Below are 21,487 nucleotides of genomic sequence, written 5' to 3'. Positions count from 1 at the left end.
TGCAGATTGAAAACTGAACATCATTAGCACCATTGAATTTAATAGCCTATCTCATTGTATGCTCCCACCCATTGCTGAGATATTAAATTATAGCAATACCCGTGTCTCTCATCACATGACCGAGGTAAGTTAAGCCCGAATATATCAACTCTCTTGTCCCTAACTCGGAGGCAAGAAAAAGGCCGCTTGCGCGGCCTTTTGTTTCGGGAAAAAATCACTCTTTTGGAGTGGCACTCTCTACCCGGCTTTTTAGCTTTTGCCCTGGACGGAAAGTCACCACACGGCGCGCCGTAATAGGAATGTCCTCACCCGTCTTCGGATTACGGCCCGGACGTTGGTTCTTATCTCTCAGATCAAAATTGCCAAAGCCAGACAGTTTGACCTGTTCGCCATTCTCAAGAGCACGACGTACTTCTTCAAAGAATAACTCAACCAGATCTTTTGCATCACGTTTGCTAAGCCCAAGCTTTTCAAACAGATGTTCTGACATTTCAGCTTTAGTAAGCGCCATAGGTTCAATCCCTCAAGGATGCTTGGAATCGCTGTTTTAACGCCTCTACACATCTTGCGACAGTAGCGGCGATCTCCTCTTCTTCCAGTGTACGTGCGGTATCCTGCAACACCAGACTAATAGCCAGACTCTTATAACCTTCTGCTACGCCCTTGCCACGATACACATCAAACAAGTTTACGCCAACTACCTGATTTGCGCCAACTTTCTTACACTCCGCCAAAATATCTTCTGCGGGAACGTTTTCAGCCACCACAACAGCGATATCACGACGGTTTGCTGGGAAGCGCGAAATCTCGCTGGCCTGAGGCACAGCGCGGTCTGCAAGCTTGTTCCACTGCACTTCAAACACCACAGTGCGACCATTCAAACTCAGCTTACGTTCCAGTTCAGGATGAACTACACCAATGAAACCAATGTGTTCGCCTGATAAATAAATTGCAGCACTCTGCCCAGGATGCAGTGCAGGATGAGCTTCTGCGCGGAACTGAACATCAGATAATTTGCCGGTAAGTTCCAGAATTGCTTCCAGATCACCCTTCAAATCATAGAAGTCGATTGGCTGACGCGCCAGATCCCAATGTTCATCATAACGGTGACCCGCGATAACAGCAGCCAGCATTACGTCCTGCCGAACACCAAGATCTGCATTACTATCAGGCACAAAGCGCAGACCACTTTCAAATAAACGTAAGCGCGATTGCTGACGGTTCTGGTTATAAACCACTGCGGACAGCAAACCTGTCAATAATGACAAGCGCATCGCAGACATCTCAACAGAGATTGGATTTGGCAAAATTAATGCGTCTTGTTGTGGATGCAGTAACGCTTGTACTTTAGGGTCAACAAAACTGTAAGTAATTGCTTCCTGATAGCCATGATCGACCAAAGCTGTTTTGACACGCTTGAGAGACAAGTTCGCTTCGCGATGTTTTGTCATCACCAAATCAGCTTTAATAGGCACGTCTGGAATATTGTTATACCCATAAATACGCGCAACTTCTTCCACTAAATCTTCTTCGATTTCCATATCGAAACGCCAGCTTGGTGCCACGGCTTTCCAATCAGCACCCTGCTGCGTCACCTGGCAACCCAAGCGGCTCAGAATGTCGCTGACCTGCTCGGAAGCGACATGATGACCGAGCAAACGATCCAGTTTTTCACGGCGTAATGTAATAGTGGCGCGTTTTGGTAATTCTTCCGGCGCCGTGACATCAATAACAGGGCCAGCTTCACCGCCACAGATATCAATCAGCAGGCGTGTAGCACGCTCAATCGCCTTGTGCTGCAATGCAGGGTCAACACCGCGCTCATAACGATGGGAAGCATCCGTGTGCAGACCATGGCGACGCGCACGACCAGTAATTGACAATGGGCTAAAGAATGCAGACTCCAGCAATACATTGCGAGTTTCTTCATTAACACCTGAATGCTCGCCGCCGAAAATGCCCGCCATTGCCAAAGGTTTCTGCTGATCGGCGATGACCAAAGTGTCTGCATTCAATTTGGCTTTTGCGCCATCCAGTAACGTTAACTCCTCACCTTCAGATGCCAGACGAACAACGATCCCGCCCTCAATGTGGTCCAAATCAAACGCATGCATCGGTTGCCCCAACTCCAACAGAACGAAGTTAGTGACATCAACAACAGGATCAATTGAACGAATACCACAGCGGCGTAATTTCTCGCGCATCCACAATGGTGTGGCCGCTTTAACATTAATCCCCTTCACAACACGGCCCAAATAACGTGGGCAAGCTTGTGGAGCATCAACTCGAATTGGGAAGCTGTCATTGATAGACGGTGCCACCGGGCTCATATCAGGCTCAGTTAATGGCAGCTGATTCAGAACCGCGACATCACGTGCTACACCAATAATACCCAAGCAATCCGCACGGTTAGGCGTGACACTGATTTCGATAGTTTTGTCATCCAGACTCAGGTATTCCCGCACATCAACACCAATCGGCGCATCAGCAGGTAGCTCAATAATACCGTCGTGATCTTCTGAAATAGCCAGTTCTGAGAAAGAGCACAACATGCCCTCAGATGGCTCACCACGCAGTTTAGCCGCTTTAATTTTGAAATCACCTGGCAGCACCGCGCCGACAGTAGCCACCGCAACTTTCAGCCCCTGACGGCAGTTAGGCGCACCACAAACAATATCGAGCAAGCGGTCACCGCCCACATCAATTTTGGTTACCCGCAATTTATCTGCGTTCGGATGCTGACCACATTCCACAACATGACCAATAACGACACCATTAAATTCGCCAGCGACGGCATCTACACCATCAACTTCTAAACCGGCCATGGTAATTTGATGCGCTAAATCATCACTGCTAATGGTTGGGTTTACCCATTCGCGTAACCAAAGTTCACTGAATTTCATGAGATATTCCCGCCTTACTTAAACTGTTTGAGGAAACGCAGATCATTTTCGAAGAATGCGCGCAAATCGGTGACACCGTAACGCAGCATCGTTAATCGCTCCATCCCCATACCGAATGCAAAACCTGAATAAACCTCAGGATCGATACCTACGTTTCGCAATACATTTGGGTGCACCATGCCGCAACCCAGCACTTCAAGCCATTTACCATTTTTGCCCATCACATCGACTTCAGCTGATGGCTCGGTAAACGGGAAATAAGATGGGCGGAAACGAATCTGTAGATCTTCTTCAAAGAAATTACGCAGAAAATCATGCAGAGTCCCTTTCAGATTGGTAAAGCTGATATCGCGGTCAACGATAAGCCCTTCCATTTGATGGAACATCGGTGTGTGTGTTTGGTCATAATCATTACGATAAACACGGCCGGGCACAATAATTCGAATCGGGGGCTGCTGGCCCTGCATGGTACGAATCTGCACACCAGATGTCTGCGTACGCAGCAATCGAGTGGCATCAAACCAGAATGTATCATGGTCAGCACGAGCGGGATGATGAGCAGGAATATTCAGTGCATCAAAGTTATGGTAGTCATCTTCAATTTCTGGACCTGACTCAACAGAAAAGCCCAATTCACCAAAGAAAGTCTCAATGCGGTCAATAGTACGAGTGACCGGATGCAACCCACCATTTTCCATACGACGCCCCGGAAGAGAGACATCAATGGTTTCAGCTGCCAGTCGGGCATTCAGAACCGCTGATTCCAGCTTTTCCTTGCGAGCGTTAAGTGCTTCTTGTACTTCTTGTTTGGCCTGATTAATGACAGCGCCTGCAGCTGGACGTTCTTCAGCTGGTAGTTCGCGCAGTGATGTCATTTGAAGGGTCAAATGGCCTTTCTTGCCTAAATATTCGACGCGTACCAAATCCAACGCGGCAACATCTTGGGCATCTTCTACGGCTGCTTTCGCTTTGGCAACCAGCTCTGCGAGATGTGGCATTGTTTTCTCTTCCTCTGGCCAGTATGGCCCGCTTATAGTTATATCCATCATATTTCAAGCTGCATGTGCGCTGTTCAAAGTGGTTTACAACCCATTTGCTGCTCAATTGCCGCCTTCTTGCAACTCGAATGATTTAGGATACATGTAATTAGTTAAAATTCGATGACCTGAATAAATTTTCGCACAAAATCAGCAAGATACCTTATTCGCGATACCCTCACTCTCATCACCATAAATGGTGTAGAGTAAAAACAAAAAAGCCTCCACAATGGGAGGCTTAGGCGTTATTTTTCGTTTCTATTCTTACGCGCAAGCCTCTTGGAATCAGGCGCTAAAGTAAAAAAAGAAGCGAAAAGTAACTGTATGCATCATAACAATGACCTTTTTACTAATAAGCTAAAGATTAAAAGAGGGAGACAAGCTCCCTCTTCAATTCTGACTTACGCCAGAGCTGCTTTCGCTTTTTCGACTAGTGCAGAGAATGCCACTTTATCGAATACTGCGATGTCAGCCAAGATCTTACGGTCAATTTCAATAGAAGCCTTTTTCAGACCATTAATGAATTTGCTGTAAGACATGTCATTCTGACGAGCAGCTGCGTTGATACGTGCAATCCACAGTTGGCGGAATTGACGCTTCCGTTGACGGCGGTCACGGTAGGCGTATTGGCCTGCCTTGATTACTGCCTGGAAAGCAACACGATAAACGCGCGAACGGGCACCGTAGTAACCTTTCGCCTGCTTTAAGATTTTTTTGTGACGTGCACGAGCTACCACACCACGTTTTACGCGAGCCATTTACTTCTCCTATCGTCTTAATTCAAACCAAAATTACTTATGCGTATGGCAGACATGCTACGACCAAACCTAGATCGTTCTTAGATACCATGCCTTTTGGACGTAAATGACGTTTACGCTTAGTAGCTTTTTTGGTCAAAATATGACGCAGGTTGGCATGCTTACGCTTAAAACCACCGGCACCGGTTTTTTTGAAGCGCTTAGCGGCGCCGCGTACTGTCTTAATTTTTGGCATTGAATATATCCACTTCGCATTGTTAATTACAACGAGCTAGCTAGGCGAACAGACTTCTTAACTACGCAAGCGTAGAGAAGCCTGTTGCTTGAATGCCTTACTGTCTCTTCTTAGGTGCGAGCACCATGATCATCTGACGACCTTCGATACGAGTCGGGAAAGACTCCACAACGGCCAAATCAGAATCCTCAGTCAGATCTTTTTTGACACGGTTAAGAACTTCCATGCCGATCTGTTGGTGCGCCATTTCACGTCCACGGAATCGCAGAGTGATTTTGGCTTTATCGCCATCTTCCAGAAAGCGAATCAGGTTGCGTAGTTTGACCTGATAGTCGCCATCATCGGTACCAGGACGGAATTTGATTTCCTTGACCTGAATAACTTTTTGCTTCTTCTTCTGTTCTTTTGTCGACTTGCTCTTCTCATAGAGGAATTTGCCGTAATCCATAATACGGCAAACCGGCGGTTCGGCATTCGGACTGATTTCTACTAAATCAACACCAGCTTCCTCAGCTTTTTCAAGAGCTTCATTCAGACTGACAATGCCAATCTGCTCACCATCGACGCCTGTTAAGCGAACTTCTGTGGCGCGAATCTCTTTGTTGATGCGATTAGGACGCGCCGGTTGAACTCGTTTTCCGCCTTTAATACTTTATTCCTCCAGTTGATGAAGACTACGGCTGCGAATTTCTGTTAGCAGCTGGTCTACGACCACGTTGACGTCCAAGCTTCCTAAGTCTTTCCCGCGGCGGGTACGAACGGCAATCTTGCCTGACTCGACCTCTTTATCGCCACAGACCAACATATATGGAACCCGACGCAACGTATGTTCACGAATTTTAAAGCCAATCTTCTCATTTCTCAAGTCCGCTTTTGCCCTAATTCCTGCATCTTGCAGTTTTTTGGTCACTTGTTGGACATAATCAGACTGACTATCGGTGATATTCATCACCACGACCTGTACCGGAGCTAACCAAGTTGGGAAGAAGCCTGCATATTCTTCGGTGAGAATACCGATGAAGCGCTCCATTGACCCCAAAATAGCCCGGTGAATCATTACTGGCACCTGGCGATCGTTATTTTCGCCGATGTAAGACGCACTTAAGCGGCCCGGTAATGAGAAATCGAGCTGTACGGTACCACACTGCCACGCACGATCCAAACAATCATGCAAGGTAAATTCAATTTTCGGACCATAGAAGGCACCTTCACCCGGCTGATAATCAAATGGAATGCCATTTTCAGTCAGCGCAGCGGCCAAATCATCTTCAGCACGGGTCCATAACTCATCGCTACCAATACGTTTTTCAGGACGAGTGGATAACTTGACGACAATCTTCTCGAAGCCAAAGGTGCTGTACATGTCGTACACCATCTTAATACAGCTATTCACTTCATCGCGAACCTGCTCTTCAGTACAGAAGATGTGCGCATCGTCCTGAGTAAAGCCACGTACGCGCATTAAGCCGTGCAGCGCGCCTGATGGCTCATTGCGATGACAGCTACCAAATTCAGCCATACGCAGTGGCAGGTCACGGTAGGACTTCAGCCCTTGGTTGAAGATTTGGACATGCCCCGGGCAGTTCATTGGTTTGATGCAGTATTCGCGGTTTTCCGACGACGTCGTAAACATATGCTCAGCATAGTTTTCCCAGTGGCCAGTTTTTTCCCACAGAACACGGTCCATCATGAACGGCCCTTTCACTTCCTGATACTGGTACTCTTTGAGCTTCATGCGCACAAAAGTTTCCAGCTCACGGAAGATGGTCCAGCCGTCATTGTGCCAGAACACCATACCAGGGGCTTCTTCCTGCATGTGGTAAAGGTCCAACTGCTTACCAATCTTGCGATGGTCGCGCTTGGCCGCTTCTTCCAGACGTTGCAGATAAGCATTCAGTTGCTTCTTATCACCCCAAGCCGTGCCGTAAATACGTTGCAGCATTTTATTTTTGCTGTCGCCACGCCAATAAGCTCCAGATGTTTTCTGCAGTTTAAAATGATGGCAGAAACGCATATTCGGCACATGTGGGCCACGACACATATCAACGTATTCTTCATGGTGATATAAACCCGGACGATCATCACGGCTAATATTCTCATCAAGAATAGCCACTTTATAATCTTCACCACGAGCAGCAAAAATGTCACGGGCTTCTTGCCAACTGACTTTTTTCTTGATTACGTCGTAATCTTTATCGGCAAGTTCATGCATCCGCTTTTCCAGCAGATCCAGATCTTCCTGCGTCAGAGTGCGGTCAATATCAACATCGTAATAGAAACCGTTGTCGATAACTGGGCCGATTGCCATTTTGGTATCTGGCCAAAGTTGCTTGATGGCGTGCCCCAACAAGTGCGCACAAGAGTGGCGGAGAATCGCCAAACCTTCAGCATCTTTGGTGGTGATAATGGCCAATTGCGCATCGGATTCTATCAGGTCACTGGCATCGACCAGTTCACCATTCACTCGGCCAGCAATACAGGCTTTTGCCAGACCAGGGCCGATGTCTAATGCAACATCAAGCGCAGAAACGGCGTGATCATATTGACGCTGACTGCCGTCAGGAAGGGTAATAACAGGCATTCTAATTCCTTATCTACAGTGGTGACCCACACGACAGATCACATGCAAGACGTAATTATTGTTTAATTTCAAAAAGTTACGACATCAATTTAACCCACGTTTGTTATATTGGTACGCAACTGTACACACAGTTTACTTTGTGACACAGATCATGTCATAAAGTGGAGTCATATTATCATCACTTAATACAATGACAATAATACCTAGCGAATAATCTATTAATACTACGACCAAACAGTGATAATGATCGCCGACAAAGTTATCATCCTTAAACTGCTCTACGATCAGCACAATATCAACACCGTATAACTGAGGGTCAACTATTGCAGCGACAACCTGTTACATCCTCCAGAATTTTGTCGATTGGCTATGATCTTGAAAATCGCATGCTGGAGATACAGTTCCGTGAACAAGGGATTTACCAATATCTTGGCGTCCCTGAACGCGTTCACCAGAATTTTATGTCTGCCGTTTCGAAAGGTCGTTTTTTTGATGGCGTAATAAAAGGCAAGTTTTTGTGCCGTAAAATTGGCTAGCCAGAAAATAATCAAATAAAAACATATCATTACACCACACTGAAACGGTCGCTTCTATGATAAGTATTTGCAAAGAAGCCTACCGTTTCAGAAACCTATCCGCACTGCATCAGCAAATTTTATGTCATGAAATGACGCCACAAATAAGAGATGGGCACTACGAATAGTAATGCGGGCAGAAAATTTACCACGGCAAATACTTTAATTTGAGCAATTCGTAATCCTACTGCAATCATAATAATCCCACCGCAAGCCGAAAAATCAGCAAAAGCGATATCATCCATGTAGGGCATAATAAGTTTTGCCAGTAAAACCAACGCGATTTGGATGAGTAGCTGAGGGATAGCAATTGCGATCAGCGCAATACCCAGTGAAATGGAAAATATTAGTGCGGTGAAAAAGTCCATCAGGGCTTTCACAAATAGCAGTTGGAAATCACCAGTAATACCTTCCGTTAAAGAACCAACAACCCCCAACCCACTGGCACAAAACAGCACAATCATTGCTGTAAAACTTTGGGCAAACTCCTGTGGCGGCAAAGTGCTACGTGAAGGAATAATACGCTCCAATAAGCCACGGGTTTTGTTTGCCCCCCATTTCACACCCTGTTCAAGTGATAATAACTCCCCCATCGCCGTCCCGATAATTAATGCCAAAATCACGGCGGGCATAAAACTTACTTTCACCACCATCACAATACCAATAGAGATGGATGCCAGCGCAAATGTTGCTGGTAATCCCTCTTGCAAACGTTTGGGGACATGACGAGCAAGTAATACCCCCAAAATACCGCCAAGGATTATTCCAGCGCTGTTAATAAATGGGCCAACCATAGCAAACTCCCAATCGCTAAAACGCGTACTGAGGATTGAAAATGTGTCTGTTTTAGAATTAGGCGTTTTCGATAATAGCTAAAGACAAACAATTGAATCGCCTGGGTATTTTTGTGAAATATAACTTTTGGCGAAGGAATAAAATTTTATCATACAGATAGCAAGTGTCAGTTATGTATAGGTGCTTACCTTCACCAACAATGATTTACATTATGATCTATTGCTTTTGAGTAACACTGGGTGTATTGCTATTTCTACAGGAAGTGCCCATAATAAATTTCCGTTTCCGTGTAGCAATGGTTACTGGAACGCCGCCCCGATTGTTCACGCAATCGGGGCGTTTTATTTTTAGTCATTATCCGCACCACAGCGAAAGCTGCGCCCTCCAATCGATATTTCCTTCTTTAATACGGCTAAACCCCATATCCCTAAATACTGAACAAGAAAATACATTCCATCCGTTTTTCTTCTGTATTTCATTGCCTATGATTTGCTCACTGGTCAATGAAAGGGATAAATACGATGAAACAGATCAATGACGTTCTGTCAGGACTTGAACTTTACTTTCGCCAAACCCACCAGCAGTGCACGGAGAAAACACCTTGGTTTACGCGTTGGCTGTATATTCCCGTAGAAGAAAGAATGCAGATATTGGATGACTTACTAATGCCATACCCTGCTACAGAACAGAAAAAGAAATAAGCTTCGCGAGTTGAGGTGGATTGGAATAATAAAGGGTAGCAGAAGACAACGGCTGAAATGCTTTCACTCTGATGAATGCATTTTGGCCAGGTCTATTGCCGCCTGAATTGCCGAGCGTGCTTGAGGGCTATTTTTCCAACACGTTGATCCCACCATGGCTGCGGCACTGCTCACAATTTCATTCATATCAGCCTGACCAAGTTGGGCCAGCGAAGTAAAACCGAGTTGCTCCAGACGGGCAACAACGGTCGGCCCTACGCCCTTAACGGCCAACAACGCGCTACGTTCATTATCCGTAAATGCCATGTCAGCCTCCGGCCGAGATAGAGAACATTGTCAAAAAACCGAAATGCGCCGAATAAAAGGCCATTAGAGCCGCTTCCTGGCCGCATTTTCCGCACTGAAAAACCACAGTTCGGGCAGGCGATTAGGATAAAAGCGAATTTCATAGCTGTCTTTGAGCGGTGCCAGACGCCAGCGTGGCCGGGCTTCACGTTTAGGTTTTAAAAAACGTAACCGCCCGCGAGCACGTGCAGCTTGGGTATCTAACACCCATGCTGCGGAAGCCGATAATGGCTGACGAATATATTCATCTTCAACACTGATATCACAAATGCACAAAACCCTATTCCTTGCCAAAATTGATGCCGATATGATTATGCTCTAAATAATTCGAGTTGCAAAAAGGCGGCAGTTGAGTCAATTCCCTGAGACTGACTCAAGTAAGTCACTGGGGCGAACAACGCGGCCAACACCCATGCAGCTTGAAGTATGGCGAGTATATTCTGGATCTACCGTGTTGAAACAACTGTTGCTAACCAGAGATTTGATCTCCATCACATATCTGCAAGGACTTGAAATAGCATTGGTACAAGTCGCGTTGTCATACAGCCCGTCACTTTGGGAAATAATACCGATATAGCCTTTTACCTCACGTATCGCGTAGAGTGGCAAGGTAAGTAATAATGTCGTGTGCAAACATATTGACCGGGCGCAGGGCTAATTACCTGATATGTTTTACTTTCATCGGGTACGTTTGAGATCTTTTTTGGAGCAAGATTAATGCAGAGTATTCTCGAATTATTTAAAGCTATTGGCTTGGGCTTAGTTCTCCTGCTGCCACTGGCAAACCCATTGACGACAGTGGCCCTATTGCTCGGTTTATCCGGCAATATGACCAGCGAAGAGCGTAACCAGCAGTCGAAAATGGCATCAATCTATGTCTTCTTTATCATGACTGTGGCTTATTACGCCGGTCAGGTCGTCATGAGTACCTTTGGCATTTCCATTCCAGGGTTGCGCATTGCTGGCGGATTGATTGTGGCATTTATTGGTTTTCGAATGCTTTTCCCACAACAATCAACCGAGGATACTCAGTTAGAAGCAAAATCACAGGATTTAAAGAAACGAAAATCTATCAATATCGCCTTTGTTCCATTGGCCATGCCCAGCACCGCAGGGCCAGGAACCATTGCGATGATAATCAGTTCTGCGGCCTCGGTAAAAGGCCATGCGATGTTCAGCCCATGGGTTGTAACAGTAGCGCCGGTACTGATTTTCCTCAGTGTTTCACTGATCCTCTGGGGCTCGCTGCTCAGTTCTGGCGCCATTATGCGCTGGGTCGGTAAAAGTGGCATTGAAGCCATTTCACGGCTGATGGGATTCTTGCTGGTGTGTATGGGCGTGCAATTTATTATTAATGGAGTGCTGGATATTATCGCAAATTACCAGCCTGCCATTGCATAACCCATTATCAGGATATATGCCCTAGATAATTCGAGTTGCAGTAAGGCGGCAAGCGAGAGACAAATTGGGCGAAACTTATGCTAGCACACAGGATGACCCCGATGAATTTACCGAAAGGTTATTGAGATAGCCAACGCATGTGCAGCTTGAGGTATGACGGTAATAGAGGGAAACGCTAGCCGATGTTTATACTGATACAAATTACCGAATCCATAAACTACATCGGTTAGCGTTTTAATATTACTCTGACATCGCCCGATAAGCGGTATCTACTTTCCACAAATAACGTGGCGCTTGTGCGGCCGGATGTTTCTTTTGTATATGCTGATAAAATTCGTTCGGGCTAAGACTATTAATTTTATTCACTGCCAGACGTTTATCCGATGAGAAAGTCCGCAGCATGGCACCTGCCCCATTAGCATAAGAAACGATAGTGGCATAACGCAATGTTTGCGGATCACTGATTCCCGCTAACTGCTGGTTTTGCAAAATATTGATATAAGCCGTCCCAATATCAATATTCTTCACCGGATCTTTTAATTCGCCAGAACTTGGTTGACCATTGCGCCCTTTCATCCGATACGCATCGCGACCGGCGGTAGAGGCTTTAATTTGCATCAACCCTACCGCATTTGAAGTACTCACCACATCAGGATTGTAACCAGACTCCACTTGGATAATAGCTTTAATCAAAGTTTCATCAACACCATAATGGCTGGCTGCTTGTTTAATTACATCGCTATACGCAACTGTACTTGAACCTGCGCTGCTTTTCGGTGCGTTAAGGAAACCACCTTCAGGGGCTTTCTTCAGCCACCCGTTATTTGCTTGCGGTGGAGGGGTTTGTTTAGCACACCCCGCCAGCAATAAAATTGCCATTAGGCAACCGACTTTTGGATTCACAGTATTCCCCGTGCTGATAAGCCGTTTTGTAGCATATACAAGTTGTCACCTCGTCCAAATAGATTTTTTGGCCTAGTTTGACCATTATCAACATAATGATCAGGCTATATTCGGTAACTGTCGGTAAATTTTAGTTTATTGTATGGCAAGGCTTGACTTCATCGCTAATGATATTGATAATCATTTTCATTTAAAGAAAGGGAACATCGCCATGTTTACTAAGCAAAAAATACCCTACCTGCACTCTATTAGCGGCTTTTCACCTCATTTTTTACGTGCTGTGACCTTGTTTACAGTCATCGCAATTTCAGCGCTGATCAGCACCTCAGCGTTGGCAGAAAATAAACCCAGCGACTCAAATAAAAAATTCAAAATTGTGACGACATTCACAATTATTCAGGATGTCGCGCAAAATGTCGCCGGTGATGCCGCCGTAGTCGAATCAATTACCAAACCCGGCGCTGAAATTCACGACTATCAACCGACCCCACGGGATATTGTCAAAGCGCAATCCGCCGACCTAATTTTATGGAATGGCATGAATTTAGAACGTTGGTTTGAACGTTTCTTCGAAAATATCAAAGATGTCCCTTCTGCCGTAGTGACTGACGGCATTGCCCCCCTCCCTATCCGTGAAGGGCCTTATAAGGGCATCCCTAATCCACACGCCTGGATGTCACCTTCAAATGCATTGATCTATATAGAAAATATTCGTAAAGCATTGGTGGAGCATGACCCCGCCCATGCTGAGACGTATAATCGCAATGCTAAAACCTACGCTGAGAAAATTGCCGCACTGGATGCCCCATTACGCGAGCGTTTATCCCGTATCCCTGAAGAACAGCGTTGGCTGGTCACCAGTGAAGGCGCTTTCAGTTATCTGGCAAAAGATTATGGTTTTAAAGAGGTTTATTTATGGCCCATCAATGCTGAAGAGCAAGGCTCTCCGCAGCAGGTGCGCCGCGTCATCGATACCATGCGCGCAAATAAAATCCCGGTAGTATTCAGCGAAAGCACTATTTCTGATAAACCCGCCAAGCAAGTCAGCAAAGAAACCGGTGCGCAATACGGAGGGGTGTTATATGTTGATTCTCTATCGAATGAGAAAGGACCTGTTCCTACGTATATCGATTTGATTAACACCACAGTGCAAACTATCGCGAAAGGATTTGGCCAATGAGTCATGCTGTTTTTGTCCGCCCGGAGCTGATAGTGGATAACGTCACTGTCACTTATAACAATGGGCATACCGCCATTTATGACGCCAGTTTCTCCCTCACTGGCGGGACTATCTGCGCCTTGGTTGGCGTCAATGGCAGCGGTAAGTCCACCCTGTTCAAAAGCATCATGGGGCAAGTGAAACCCAGTGTGGGCAAAGTCGAACTGAGCAATAAGCCGGTTAGCCACGCTTTAAAGCAAAATACTATCGCCTATGTGCCGCAAACAGAGGATGTAGACTGGAACTTCCCAGTATTGGTCGAAGATGTCGTGATGATGGGCCGATACGGCAAGATGAATTTCTTGCGTATTCCAAGCCGCGAAGACAAGGCCATTGTAGATAAGGCCATTGAACGGGTGGGATTAACCACATTGCGTTCACGTCAAATAGGCGAGCTTTCTGGGGGGCAGAAAAAACGGGTGTTTCTGGCGCGAGCACTGGCGCAGCAGGGTTCAGTATTACTGCTGGATGAGCCTTTCACTGGCGTCGATGTCAAAACGGAAAATGCCATCATTGACTTGCTGCGAGCACTGCGCGATGAAGGTCACCTGATTTTGGTTTCAACCCATAACCTCGGTAGTGTGCCGGAGTTCTGTGACCATGTGATACTGATTAATCAAACTGTACTGGCGGCTGGCCCAACAGAAACCACCTTTACCCAAAAGAACCTTGAAATGACCTTTGGTGGTGTCTTGCGCCATATCAACCTGTCGGGTAATACGCTGCACGATGATAATGACCCCCGCACCGTGACAGTCATCACCGATGATGAGCGCCCGGCGGTATTTTATGGTCATACTAAAAATGACCCACCGGCGCAAAGCCAGTCCAAGGAGAAAAACCCCTGATGCTGGAAATTTTACTGCAACCCTTTAACTACAACTACATGGTCAAGGCCATTTGGGTCAGCGCAATTGTCGGGGCGGTCTGTGCTTTCTTATCCGCTTATTTGATGCTGAAAGGCTGGTCGCTAATGGGCGATGCACTCTCGCACTCGGTGGTACCCGGTGTGGCCGGTGCATATGCCCTCGGCCTGCCCTATGCCGCAGGGGCATTCTTTACCGGCATGCTCGCCGCATTGGCAATGACATTAGTTCGCCATATCACCCGCCTACGTGAAGATGCCATTATTGGTTTTATCTTCTCCACATTCTTTGCTGTCGGGCTCTTAATCGTTTCGCTCAACCCCACTTCCGTCAATGTGCAGTCGATTATTTTCGGAAATATTTTGGGTATTGCTGATGAGGACGTCCTGCAAGTCGAAATCATCATTCTGGTTTCATTTGTGATTTTGTGTCTGATTTGGAAAGATTTACTGGCGGTGTTTTTTGATGAGAGCCACGCGTTGTCGATTGGCCTGTCGCCACTGCGATTAAAGATTTTATTCTTCACCCTGCTGAGCGCCTGTACTGTGGCGGCGCTACAAACTGTTGGCGCGATTTTGGTGATTGCCATGGTGGTCACACCGGGAGCCACCGCCTACTTACTCACTGACCGCTTCGGCCGCTTACTGATAATCGCGATTGCTATCGGGGCATTGACCAGTGCCTTTGGCGCCTATCTTAGTTTCTATCTTGACGGTGCAACCGGCGGGGTCATTGTCACCTTACAAACACTGGTATTCCTGTTAGCCTTTTTCTTCGCCCCTAAACACGGTTTGCTGGCGACTCGCTATCAGACGCGCCAAAAACGTCGTCACCCTGCGGCCCCACGTCCGGAGGATATTGTATGAATACCTTGTTCAGTCTGGTCAGCGAACCTTTCGCCTATCCTTTTATGCAGCGGGCGATAATTGCCGCCATCATTACCGGTGTGGTGTGCGCGGTCTTATCTTGCTACCTGGTATTAAAAGGTTGGTCATTGATGGGGGATGCTATCTCTCACGCCGTGTTACCGGGCATTGTATTGGCCTTTTGGCTCGGAATACCCTTGGTCATTGGGGCATTTGTCTCGGGGATATTTTGCGCTGTTGCCACTGGCTATTTAAAAGAAAACAGCCGGGTTAAAGAAGATACTGTCATGGGGATTGTCTTCTCCGGCATGTTCGCTTTCGGTCTGGTGCTGTTTTCGCGCATGGATACTGACCAGCACCTCAGCCATATCTTGTTTGGCAATATGTTGGGGATCTCACTGGCCGAGCTTAAACAGACCTTATGGATAGCTGGGTTCACTCTGCTCGTGGTGCTTTTAAAGCGTAAAGATTTCATGCTCTACTGTTTTGACCCAAACCATGCCCGAGTCATTGGGCTGCCAGTCAAATTTTTGCACTATGGTTTACTGTGTTTGCTGGCATTAACCATCGTGGCCTCATTACAGGCGGTTGGGGTTATTTTAGTTATCGCCATGCTGATTGCGCCCGGCATTATCGCCTTTATGGTATGCCGCAGTTTTGATCAAATGCTGGTTATTGCCACACTGGTCTCTGTGGTTGCATGTGTATTAGGCACATTAATAAGCTTTCATATTGACGGTGCTACTGGCCCCTGCATTGTCATTATTCAGGCATTATTTTTTGTCGTTGCGCTAATTTACAGCCGCATAAAACCGGCAAAAAACCACCCAATCGCAGTGAAGATCAAAGATGAAAGCACTGAAAACAGCCCTAAAGGTAACCTGCTATAATTAATTGAGTTTTAATATATCTCCCAATTAATTCGCCGCAGGATGAGGCTCATTATTATTGACTATCCGCTCGGTATATTGTTGTCGTCATGGTAATAAGTCATCGGCCAGAACGTTAATAAGTTGCCAATAAGCAACAGAATACGTCGTTTGTTTGATCCCGTACGGGTATCCCTGCGCACTGGCTCTTGTTCTTCACATCATAAAGAAGTTAACCTAATTCTGTAACCAACGTTATTTGGCTTACAGGTAGGCAGCAAGCGAACAACCCTTCAATCATCATGAATGAAGGGTATAACTGGCAGCTGATAGGGGGTGAATCATGTGGCAAGCAGTGAATCGTCTGTTAAGTGAGTATTTTGGTCCCGCTGAAATTCGAGAACGAACCGAACTGCCCGGCGGAGATATTCATGATGCCTGGCGTCTCAGTTATGGTGACACAGAGGTTTTCGTTAAATGTGACACCCGCGAGATGCTGCCCATATTTACCGCAGAGGCCGACCAACTCTCTCTATTGGCCCGCAGCAAAACGGTCCGGGTACCTGAAGTTTATGGTGTCGGCAGTGACCGTGAATACAGTTTCCTGCTACTTGAATATATGCCACTAAAACCCCTGGATGCCCATAATGCCTATTGTCTGGGGCAACAACTGGCACATCTGCATCAATGGAGTGAACAGCTGCAATTTGGGCTGGATTTTGATAATGATTTGTCTACCACGCCACAACCCAACAGTTGGCAACGCCGCTGGGCGCAATTTTTTGCTGAACAACGCATCGGTTGGCAATTACAATTGGCTGCCGAAAAAGGTATGTCATTTGGCGATATAGACCATATTACTCATCTGGTTCAAGAGCGCTTGCAGAGCCACCAGCCGCAACCTTCTCTGCTGCATGGCGATTTATGGCCAGCGAACTGTGCTTCCAGCGCCCAAGGCCCCGTTATTTTTGATCCCGCCTGCTATTGGGGTGATCGCGAGTGTGACCTTTCCATGTTGCCACTCTACCCAGAACTCCCAGCGCAGATTTATGATGGTTATCAGAGTATCTGGCCACTCCCTGCTGGCTTTATTGAACGCCAACCTATATACCAACTTTATTACTTATTGAATCGCAGCAATCTGTTCGGCGGACAGCATTGGATTAATGCGCAGAAAGCCGTTGAGCAACTACTGCGCCCCGACAGATTGTAGTGCGCCAGAGATAAAGCCAATAGCGCCCTAAAAGTGAGCAGCCAAACTTTTAGGGCGCTTTTTTATTTCCCTCATATGCTGCAATAAAATACTTTTTCTAAAAAAGTATGAACAAAGCCACAGATTAGACTCATCTCTGCCGTCTAATAATGACAGTAAACCCTGTTCTTTTTTGCCTGCGACAACACCCACGAAAAAGCGCTTACTTAAATAAAATCAAGAGCCTTCATTAAGGAAGTTTCACACTCCTTAATAGGGATTCTATTGCCAATAATTAGGAGCCATAGAATGGTCGATATCCGCGAGTGGGAAAACCTTGCTAATAAAGAACTCAACCGGCGAGGAAAAAAAGTTGAAGACTTGGTCAGCCAAACACCGGAAGGTATCGCGATAAAAGCGCTGTATACCGCCAGTGATCTTGACGGATTGGAAGTGACAGGGTCACTCCCCGGAATGGCACCTTATGTCAGAGGCCCGAGAGCCACAATGTATGCTGCTCAGCCCTGGACTATTCGCCAATATGCAGGTTTTTCAACCGCTAAAGAGTCAAATGCCTTTTATCGCAGAAATCTGGCGGCGGGGCAAAAAGGCCTTTCTGTCGCATTTGATCTCGCCACCCACAGAGGTTATGACTCAGACAATCCACGGGTTTCGGGCGATGTAGGAAAAGCTGGCGTGGCAATTGACAGCGTCGAGGACATGAAAGTCCTGTTTGACCAGATCCCATTAGATAAAATGTCTGTCTCAATGACAATGAATGGCGCAGTACTGCCCATTATGGCGTTTTATATTGTCGCCGCTGAAGAACAAGGTATTGCCCCGGCATTGCTGACCGGCACAATACAAAACGATATTCTGAAAGAATATCTGTGCCGCAATACCTACATTTATCCCCCCAAACCCTCCATGCGCATTATTTCAGACATCATCGCGTGGAGTTCCCAAAATATGCCCCGCTTTAACACTATCAGTATCAGCGGTTATCACATGGGGGAAGCCGGTGCCAACTGTGTACAACAAGTGGCCTTTACTATCGCGGATGGCATTGAGTACATCAAAGCGGCGCTGAAAGCCGGTTTAAATATTGACGATTTTGCGCCTCGCCTCTCATTCTTCTTCGGCATTGGCATGGACTTGTTTATGAATATTGCCATGCTGCGCGCGGCGCGCTATCTGTGGAGTGAAGCGGTAAGCCAGTTTGGTGCCACCGATCCTAAATCTTTGGCACTGCGCACACACTGCCAGACTTCGGGTTGGAGTCTGACCGAACAAGATCCCTACAACAATATCATTCGCACCACCATCGAAGCTCTCGGCGCGACACTTGGCGGCACTCAATCTCTGCATACCAACGCCTTTGATGAAGCACTCGGCCTCCCGACCGATTTTTCTGCACGTATTGCGCGTAATACGCAAATCATCATTCAGGAAGAATCAGAAATTTGCCGCACCATTGACCCACTGGCCGGTTCGTATTTTGTCGAATCACTGACGGACCAAATGGTCAAACAAGCCCGAAAAATCATCCAGCAAATTGATGATGTTGGCGGGATGGCAAAAGCAATTGAAGTCGGGCTGCCCAAACGCATGATTGAAGAAGCCTCTGCCGGCGAGCAATCACTCATTGACCAAGGCAAGCGTGTCATTGTCGGCGTGAATAAATACAAGCTTGAGAAAGAAGCTGAAACTCAAGTTCTGGAGATTGATAACGTTAAAGTGCGCAATGAACAAATTGCGCAGTTGAAAGATATCCGCGCCCGTCGTGACAATGCCGCCGTACAACAAGCATTGGCACAATTGCGCCATGCGGCTGGACATAATGAAAACTTATTAGAAGCAGCCGTTCAAGCCGCGCGATTACGGGCGACATTGGGTGAAATTTCAGATGCCATGGAGACCGAGTTTGACCGCTATCTGGTGCCAAGTGAGTGTGTGACTGGCGTGATAGCCCACAGTTATCACCAAAACGAAAATGATGCGCAGGAGTTTGATCAAATTCTCGCCCAAACGCAAAATTTCCTGGCAGAAAATGGGCGACATCCCAGGATCCTGATTGCCAAAATGGGTCAGGACGGCCACGACCGAGGGGCGAAGGTGATTGCCAGTGCCTATTCTGATCTTGGCTTTGACGTAGACCTTAGCCCGATGTTCTCCACGCCCGATGAAATCGCCCGACTGGCGGTTGAAAATGATGTCCATGTTATCGGTGCCTCGTCACTGGCGGCTGGCCACAAAACGTTAATTCCTGAATTGGTCGAAGCATTACGCCAATACAAACGTCAGGATATTTGTGTCGTGGCCGGCGGTGTTATCCCCCCACAAGACTATGCCTTCTTACGCGAACACGGTGTTGCCGCCATTTATGGGCCGGGCACCCCGATGTTAACCAGTGTGCGAGATGTCTTAAAACTCATTAGTGCTCACCATGATTAATACCGGCAATCTTGACGATTATATCCGCCGTTTACGTCTCGGAGAGCGGGCTGCACTGGCGCAAGCGATGACACTGGCGGAAAGCAGCCTGCCCCAACACCAAGAGTTAAGCGCCCGGTTATTGGACAGCATTATGCCCTATACCGGGCACGCTAAGCGGCTGGGAGTCACGGGCACCCCCGGCGCGGGGAAAAGCACATTTCTCGAAGCACTCGGAGAGGAATTGTTGTCGCAAGGCCACAAGGTGGCGGTCATTGCTGTCGATCCCAGTAGCCCGGTCAGCGGCGGCAGCATTTTAGGCGATAAAACCCGCATGTTGAATTTGTCTCGCGCTGAGCATGCTTTTGTCCGGCCAGTCCCCTCAAGAGGGCATCTTGGCGGAATAAGCCAGAGCACACGCGAGCTGATTTTACTTTGTGAAGCAGCAGGTTACGACATCGTTATTGTGGAAACTGTGGGGGTGGGTCAATCGGAGACAGAAGTAGCGGCCATGGTGGACTGCTTTCTCTCACTACAGATTGCCGGCGCTGGTGATGACCTGCAAGGTATCAAGAAAGGCATTATGGAAATGGCTGATTTTATCGTCATCAATAAAGATGATGGCGAGAATCATATCAATGTCGATATTGCCCGCCACATGTACCACAGCGCGCTGAATATCATCCGCCGGAAATATCCAACATGGCAACCCCGCGTACTCACCTGTAGCGCCCTGGAAAAACGCGGAATTCGCGAAGTCTGGCAAGCAATACAAACCTTTTGGCCGGTGATGGCCCAGAGCGGGCAATTGGCCCGCTTACGCCAGCAGCAAAACATGGGCTGGGTTCGTCATCAAATCGAGGCTAATGCACTAATAGCGCTGTTTTCTCACCCCGAGGTTCGCGAGCACTATCAGCAAATAGAAAATCTGCTACAGCAAAACCAAATCTCGCCACGGGCCGGAATCAGCGCCGTCACCGATTTTATTACGCAACAGATTATCAATTAAAGGAAATAATCATGTCTTATCAGTATGTAAAAGTGTTGATTGCCAATCGGGTTGGCATTATTGAGTTCAACCACGCCCGCAAACTCAATGCCTTAAGCAAGGTATTTATGGATGACTTAATGCAGGCGTTACATGATCTCAATAATACGGATATTCGCTGCATAATTTTACGAGCAGCCGAAGGCTCAAAAGTGTTTTCAGCCGGCCATGATATCCACGAATTACCCACCGGCCGCCGTGATCCGCTGTCCTATGACGACCCGCTGCGGCAGATAACCCGTGCAATCCAAAAGTATCCTAAACCCATCATTTCAATGGTTGAAGGCAGTGTCTGGGGCGGTGCATTCGAGATGATCATGAGCTCAGATATCATTATTGCTTGCAGTAATTCGACCTTTTCAATGACACCGGTGAATCTGGGAGTGCCCTATAATCTGGTCGGCATCCACAACCTCATCCGTGATGCCGGCTTCCACATTGTGAAAGAATTGATTTTCACAGCAAACCCCATTAGCGCCGAGCGCGCCCTGTCAGTTGGCATTCTTAATCATGTGGTTGAACCGAACGAGTTGGAAGATTTCACACTGAAATTGGCACACGTCATTTCTGAAAAAGCCCCGTTGGCCATTGCGGTCATTAAGGAGGAACTTCGCGTTTTAGGGGAAGCCCACACCATGAATTCTGATGAATTTGAGCGCATTCAGGGCATGCGGCGCGCGGTCTATGACAGCAATGATTATCATGAGGGCATGAGCGCCTTCATGGAGAAACGTAAACCTAAATTTCTCGGGCATTAACC

At 47.1% G+C, this 21,487-nt stretch carries 24 protein-coding genes and 1 other annotated feature; of the genes, 11 read left to right on the top strand and 13 right to left on the bottom strand.

Annotation, left to right across the window (positions count from 1 at the left end):
* Nucleotides 1-214: 214 nt before the first annotated feature.
* The 8 genes from ihfA to thrS form a co-directional block, all read right to left on the bottom strand.
* Entirely contained in the window at nucleotides 215-511 is a 297-nt protein-coding gene (ihfA, locus tag F0T03_RS09910; RefSeq protein ID WP_002211830.1) for an integration host factor subunit alpha, read from the bottom strand.
* A gap of 4 nt (nucleotides 512-515) precedes the next feature.
* A complete protein-coding gene (gene pheT / locus F0T03_RS09905; protein ID WP_159678122.1) occupies nucleotides 516-2,903 on the bottom strand; it encodes a phenylalanine--tRNA ligase subunit beta in 2,388 nt (795 codons plus the stop codon).
* A gap of 14 nt (nucleotides 2,904-2,917) precedes the next feature.
* Entirely contained in the window at nucleotides 2,918-3,901 is a 984-nt protein-coding gene (pheS, locus tag F0T03_RS09900) for a phenylalanine--tRNA ligase subunit alpha (protein ID WP_145555583.1), read from the bottom strand.
* A 250-nt stretch (nucleotides 3,902-4,151) separates the two neighbouring features.
* Nucleotides 4,152-4,274 (bottom strand) — a sequence feature (Phe leader region).
* Nucleotides 4,226-4,270: a pheST operon leader peptide PheM gene (pheM, locus tag F0T03_RS21890; protein WP_353739714.1), complete on the bottom strand. Its 45-nt coding sequence runs from the start codon at nucleotides 4,268-4,270 to the stop codon at nucleotides 4,226-4,228. It overlaps the preceding feature by 45 nt.
* A gap of 67 nt (nucleotides 4,275-4,341) precedes the next feature.
* The gene (gene rplT / locus F0T03_RS09890; protein ID WP_004393357.1) at nucleotides 4,342-4,698 is read right to left on the bottom strand and encodes a 50S ribosomal protein L20; all 357 of its coding nucleotides are present in this window, start codon (nucleotides 4,696-4,698) and stop codon (nucleotides 4,342-4,344) included.
* Nucleotides 4,699-4,735: 37 nt separating this feature from the next.
* Nucleotides 4,736-4,933, bottom strand: a complete 198-nt coding sequence (gene rpmI / locus F0T03_RS09885) for a 50S ribosomal protein L35 (RefSeq protein ID WP_004713020.1) — start codon at nucleotides 4,931-4,933, stop codon at nucleotides 4,736-4,738.
* Between the two features lie 97 nt (nucleotides 4,934-5,030).
* Nucleotides 5,031-5,582: a translation initiation factor IF-3 gene (infC, locus tag F0T03_RS09880; RefSeq protein WP_011816226.1), complete on the bottom strand. Its 552-nt coding sequence runs from the start codon at nucleotides 5,580-5,582 to the stop codon at nucleotides 5,031-5,033.
* A gap of 3 nt (nucleotides 5,583-5,585) precedes the next feature.
* On the bottom strand, nucleotides 5,586-7,514 hold the full coding sequence (gene thrS, locus F0T03_RS09875; protein ID WP_159678120.1) for a threonine--tRNA ligase: 1,929 nt from the start codon (nucleotides 7,512-7,514) through the stop codon (nucleotides 5,586-5,588).
* Nucleotides 7,515-7,837: 323 nt separating this feature from the next.
* On the opposite strand from thrS, the gene F0T03_RS09870 reads away from it, so the two are divergent.
* Complete coding sequence (locus tag F0T03_RS09870) at nucleotides 7,838-8,050, top strand: KTSC domain-containing protein (RefSeq protein ID WP_145555567.1); 213 nt, start codon at nucleotides 7,838-7,840, stop codon at nucleotides 8,048-8,050.
* Between the two features lie 119 nt (nucleotides 8,051-8,169).
* Here the strand turns inward: F0T03_RS09870 and F0T03_RS09865 are convergent, their stop codons facing one another.
* Nucleotides 8,170-8,883, bottom strand: coding sequence for a DUF554 domain-containing protein (locus tag F0T03_RS09865; RefSeq protein ID WP_159678118.1), 714 nt, complete (start codon nucleotides 8,881-8,883; stop codon nucleotides 8,170-8,172).
* Nucleotides 8,884-9,405: 522 nt separating this feature from the next.
* Here F0T03_RS09865 and F0T03_RS09860 point away from each other — a divergent pair.
* Nucleotides 9,406-9,585, top strand: a complete 180-nt coding sequence (locus F0T03_RS09860) for a hypothetical protein (protein WP_159678116.1) — start codon at nucleotides 9,406-9,408, stop codon at nucleotides 9,583-9,585.
* Nucleotides 9,586-9,648: 63 nt separating this feature from the next.
* Here the strand turns inward: F0T03_RS09860 and F0T03_RS09855 are convergent, their stop codons facing one another.
* From F0T03_RS09855 to F0T03_RS09845, 3 genes are all read right to left on the bottom strand, one after another.
* The gene (locus F0T03_RS09855) at nucleotides 9,649-9,891 is read right to left on the bottom strand and encodes a helix-hairpin-helix domain-containing protein (protein ID WP_145555564.1); all 243 of its coding nucleotides are present in this window, start codon (nucleotides 9,889-9,891) and stop codon (nucleotides 9,649-9,651) included.
* A gap of 63 nt (nucleotides 9,892-9,954) precedes the next feature.
* A complete protein-coding gene (locus F0T03_RS09850; protein WP_162526929.1) occupies nucleotides 9,955-10,206 on the bottom strand; it encodes a hypothetical protein in 252 nt (83 codons plus the stop codon).
* 78 nt (nucleotides 10,207-10,284) lie between these two features.
* The gene (locus F0T03_RS09845) at nucleotides 10,285-10,563 is read right to left on the bottom strand and encodes a hypothetical protein (RefSeq protein WP_159678114.1); all 279 of its coding nucleotides are present in this window, start codon (nucleotides 10,561-10,563) and stop codon (nucleotides 10,285-10,287) included.
* An 84-nt stretch (nucleotides 10,564-10,647) separates the two neighbouring features.
* On the opposite strand from F0T03_RS09845, the gene F0T03_RS09840 reads away from it, so the two are divergent.
* A complete protein-coding gene (locus tag F0T03_RS09840; protein WP_145555561.1) occupies nucleotides 10,648-11,331 on the top strand; it encodes a MarC family NAAT transporter in 684 nt (227 codons plus the stop codon).
* A gap of 240 nt (nucleotides 11,332-11,571) precedes the next feature.
* On the opposite strand, the gene F0T03_RS09835 is transcribed toward F0T03_RS09840, so the two are convergent.
* On the bottom strand, nucleotides 11,572-12,234 hold the full coding sequence (locus F0T03_RS09835; protein WP_011816222.1) for a transglycosylase SLT domain-containing protein: 663 nt from the start codon (nucleotides 12,232-12,234) through the stop codon (nucleotides 11,572-11,574).
* 211 nt (nucleotides 12,235-12,445) lie between these two features.
* Between F0T03_RS09835 and yfeA the strand changes: the two genes are divergently transcribed.
* From yfeA to scpB, 8 genes are all read left to right on the top strand, one after another.
* Complete coding sequence (gene yfeA, locus F0T03_RS09830) at nucleotides 12,446-13,414, top strand: iron/manganese ABC transporter substrate-binding protein YfeA (RefSeq protein WP_159678112.1); 969 nt, start codon at nucleotides 12,446-12,448, stop codon at nucleotides 13,412-13,414.
* Complete coding sequence (yfeB, locus tag F0T03_RS09825) at nucleotides 13,411-14,301, top strand: iron/manganese ABC transporter ATP-binding protein YfeB (protein WP_159678110.1); 891 nt, start codon at nucleotides 13,411-13,413, stop codon at nucleotides 14,299-14,301. Before yfeA ends, yfeB begins: the two co-directional genes overlap by 4 nt.
* Nucleotides 14,301-15,185 (top strand): iron/manganese ABC transporter permease subunit YfeC, encoded by an 885-nt coding sequence (gene yfeC / locus F0T03_RS09820; RefSeq protein ID WP_159678108.1) that lies wholly within the window; start codon nucleotides 14,301-14,303, stop codon nucleotides 15,183-15,185. Before yfeB ends, yfeC begins: the two co-directional genes overlap by 1 nt.
* On the top strand, nucleotides 15,182-16,075 hold the full coding sequence (gene yfeD / locus F0T03_RS09815; RefSeq protein ID WP_159678106.1) for an iron/manganese ABC transporter permease subunit YfeD: 894 nt from the start codon (nucleotides 15,182-15,184) through the stop codon (nucleotides 16,073-16,075). Before yfeC ends, yfeD begins: the two co-directional genes overlap by 4 nt.
* Before the next feature lie 322 nt (nucleotides 16,076-16,397).
* Nucleotides 16,398-17,267, top strand: coding sequence for a fructosamine kinase family protein (locus F0T03_RS09810; RefSeq protein WP_145555554.1), 870 nt, complete (start codon nucleotides 16,398-16,400; stop codon nucleotides 17,265-17,267).
* Between the two features lie 288 nt (nucleotides 17,268-17,555).
* Nucleotides 17,556-19,700, top strand: a complete 2,145-nt coding sequence (scpA, locus tag F0T03_RS09805; protein WP_159678104.1) for a methylmalonyl-CoA mutase — start codon at nucleotides 17,556-17,558, stop codon at nucleotides 19,698-19,700.
* Nucleotides 19,693-20,688 carry a methylmalonyl Co-A mutase-associated GTPase MeaB gene (gene meaB / locus F0T03_RS09800; RefSeq protein WP_159678102.1) on the top strand — a complete coding sequence of 332 codons (996 nt, stop codon included), beginning with the start codon at nucleotides 19,693-19,695 and terminating at the stop codon, nucleotides 20,686-20,688. Before scpA ends, meaB begins: the two co-directional genes overlap by 8 nt.
* A gap of 11 nt (nucleotides 20,689-20,699) precedes the next feature.
* A complete protein-coding gene (gene scpB / locus F0T03_RS09795) occupies nucleotides 20,700-21,485 on the top strand; it encodes a methylmalonyl-CoA decarboxylase (protein ID WP_145555549.1) in 786 nt (261 codons plus the stop codon).
* The last annotated feature ends 2 nt before the right edge of the window (nucleotides 21,486-21,487 follow it).

The organism is Yersinia canariae (assembly GCF_009831415.1).
Taxonomy (GTDB): Bacteria; Pseudomonadota; Gammaproteobacteria; order Enterobacterales; family Enterobacteriaceae; genus Yersinia; species Yersinia canariae.
Note: the sequence above shows the minus strand (reverse complement) of the source record. Positions and strands in the feature narration are given on the sequence as shown.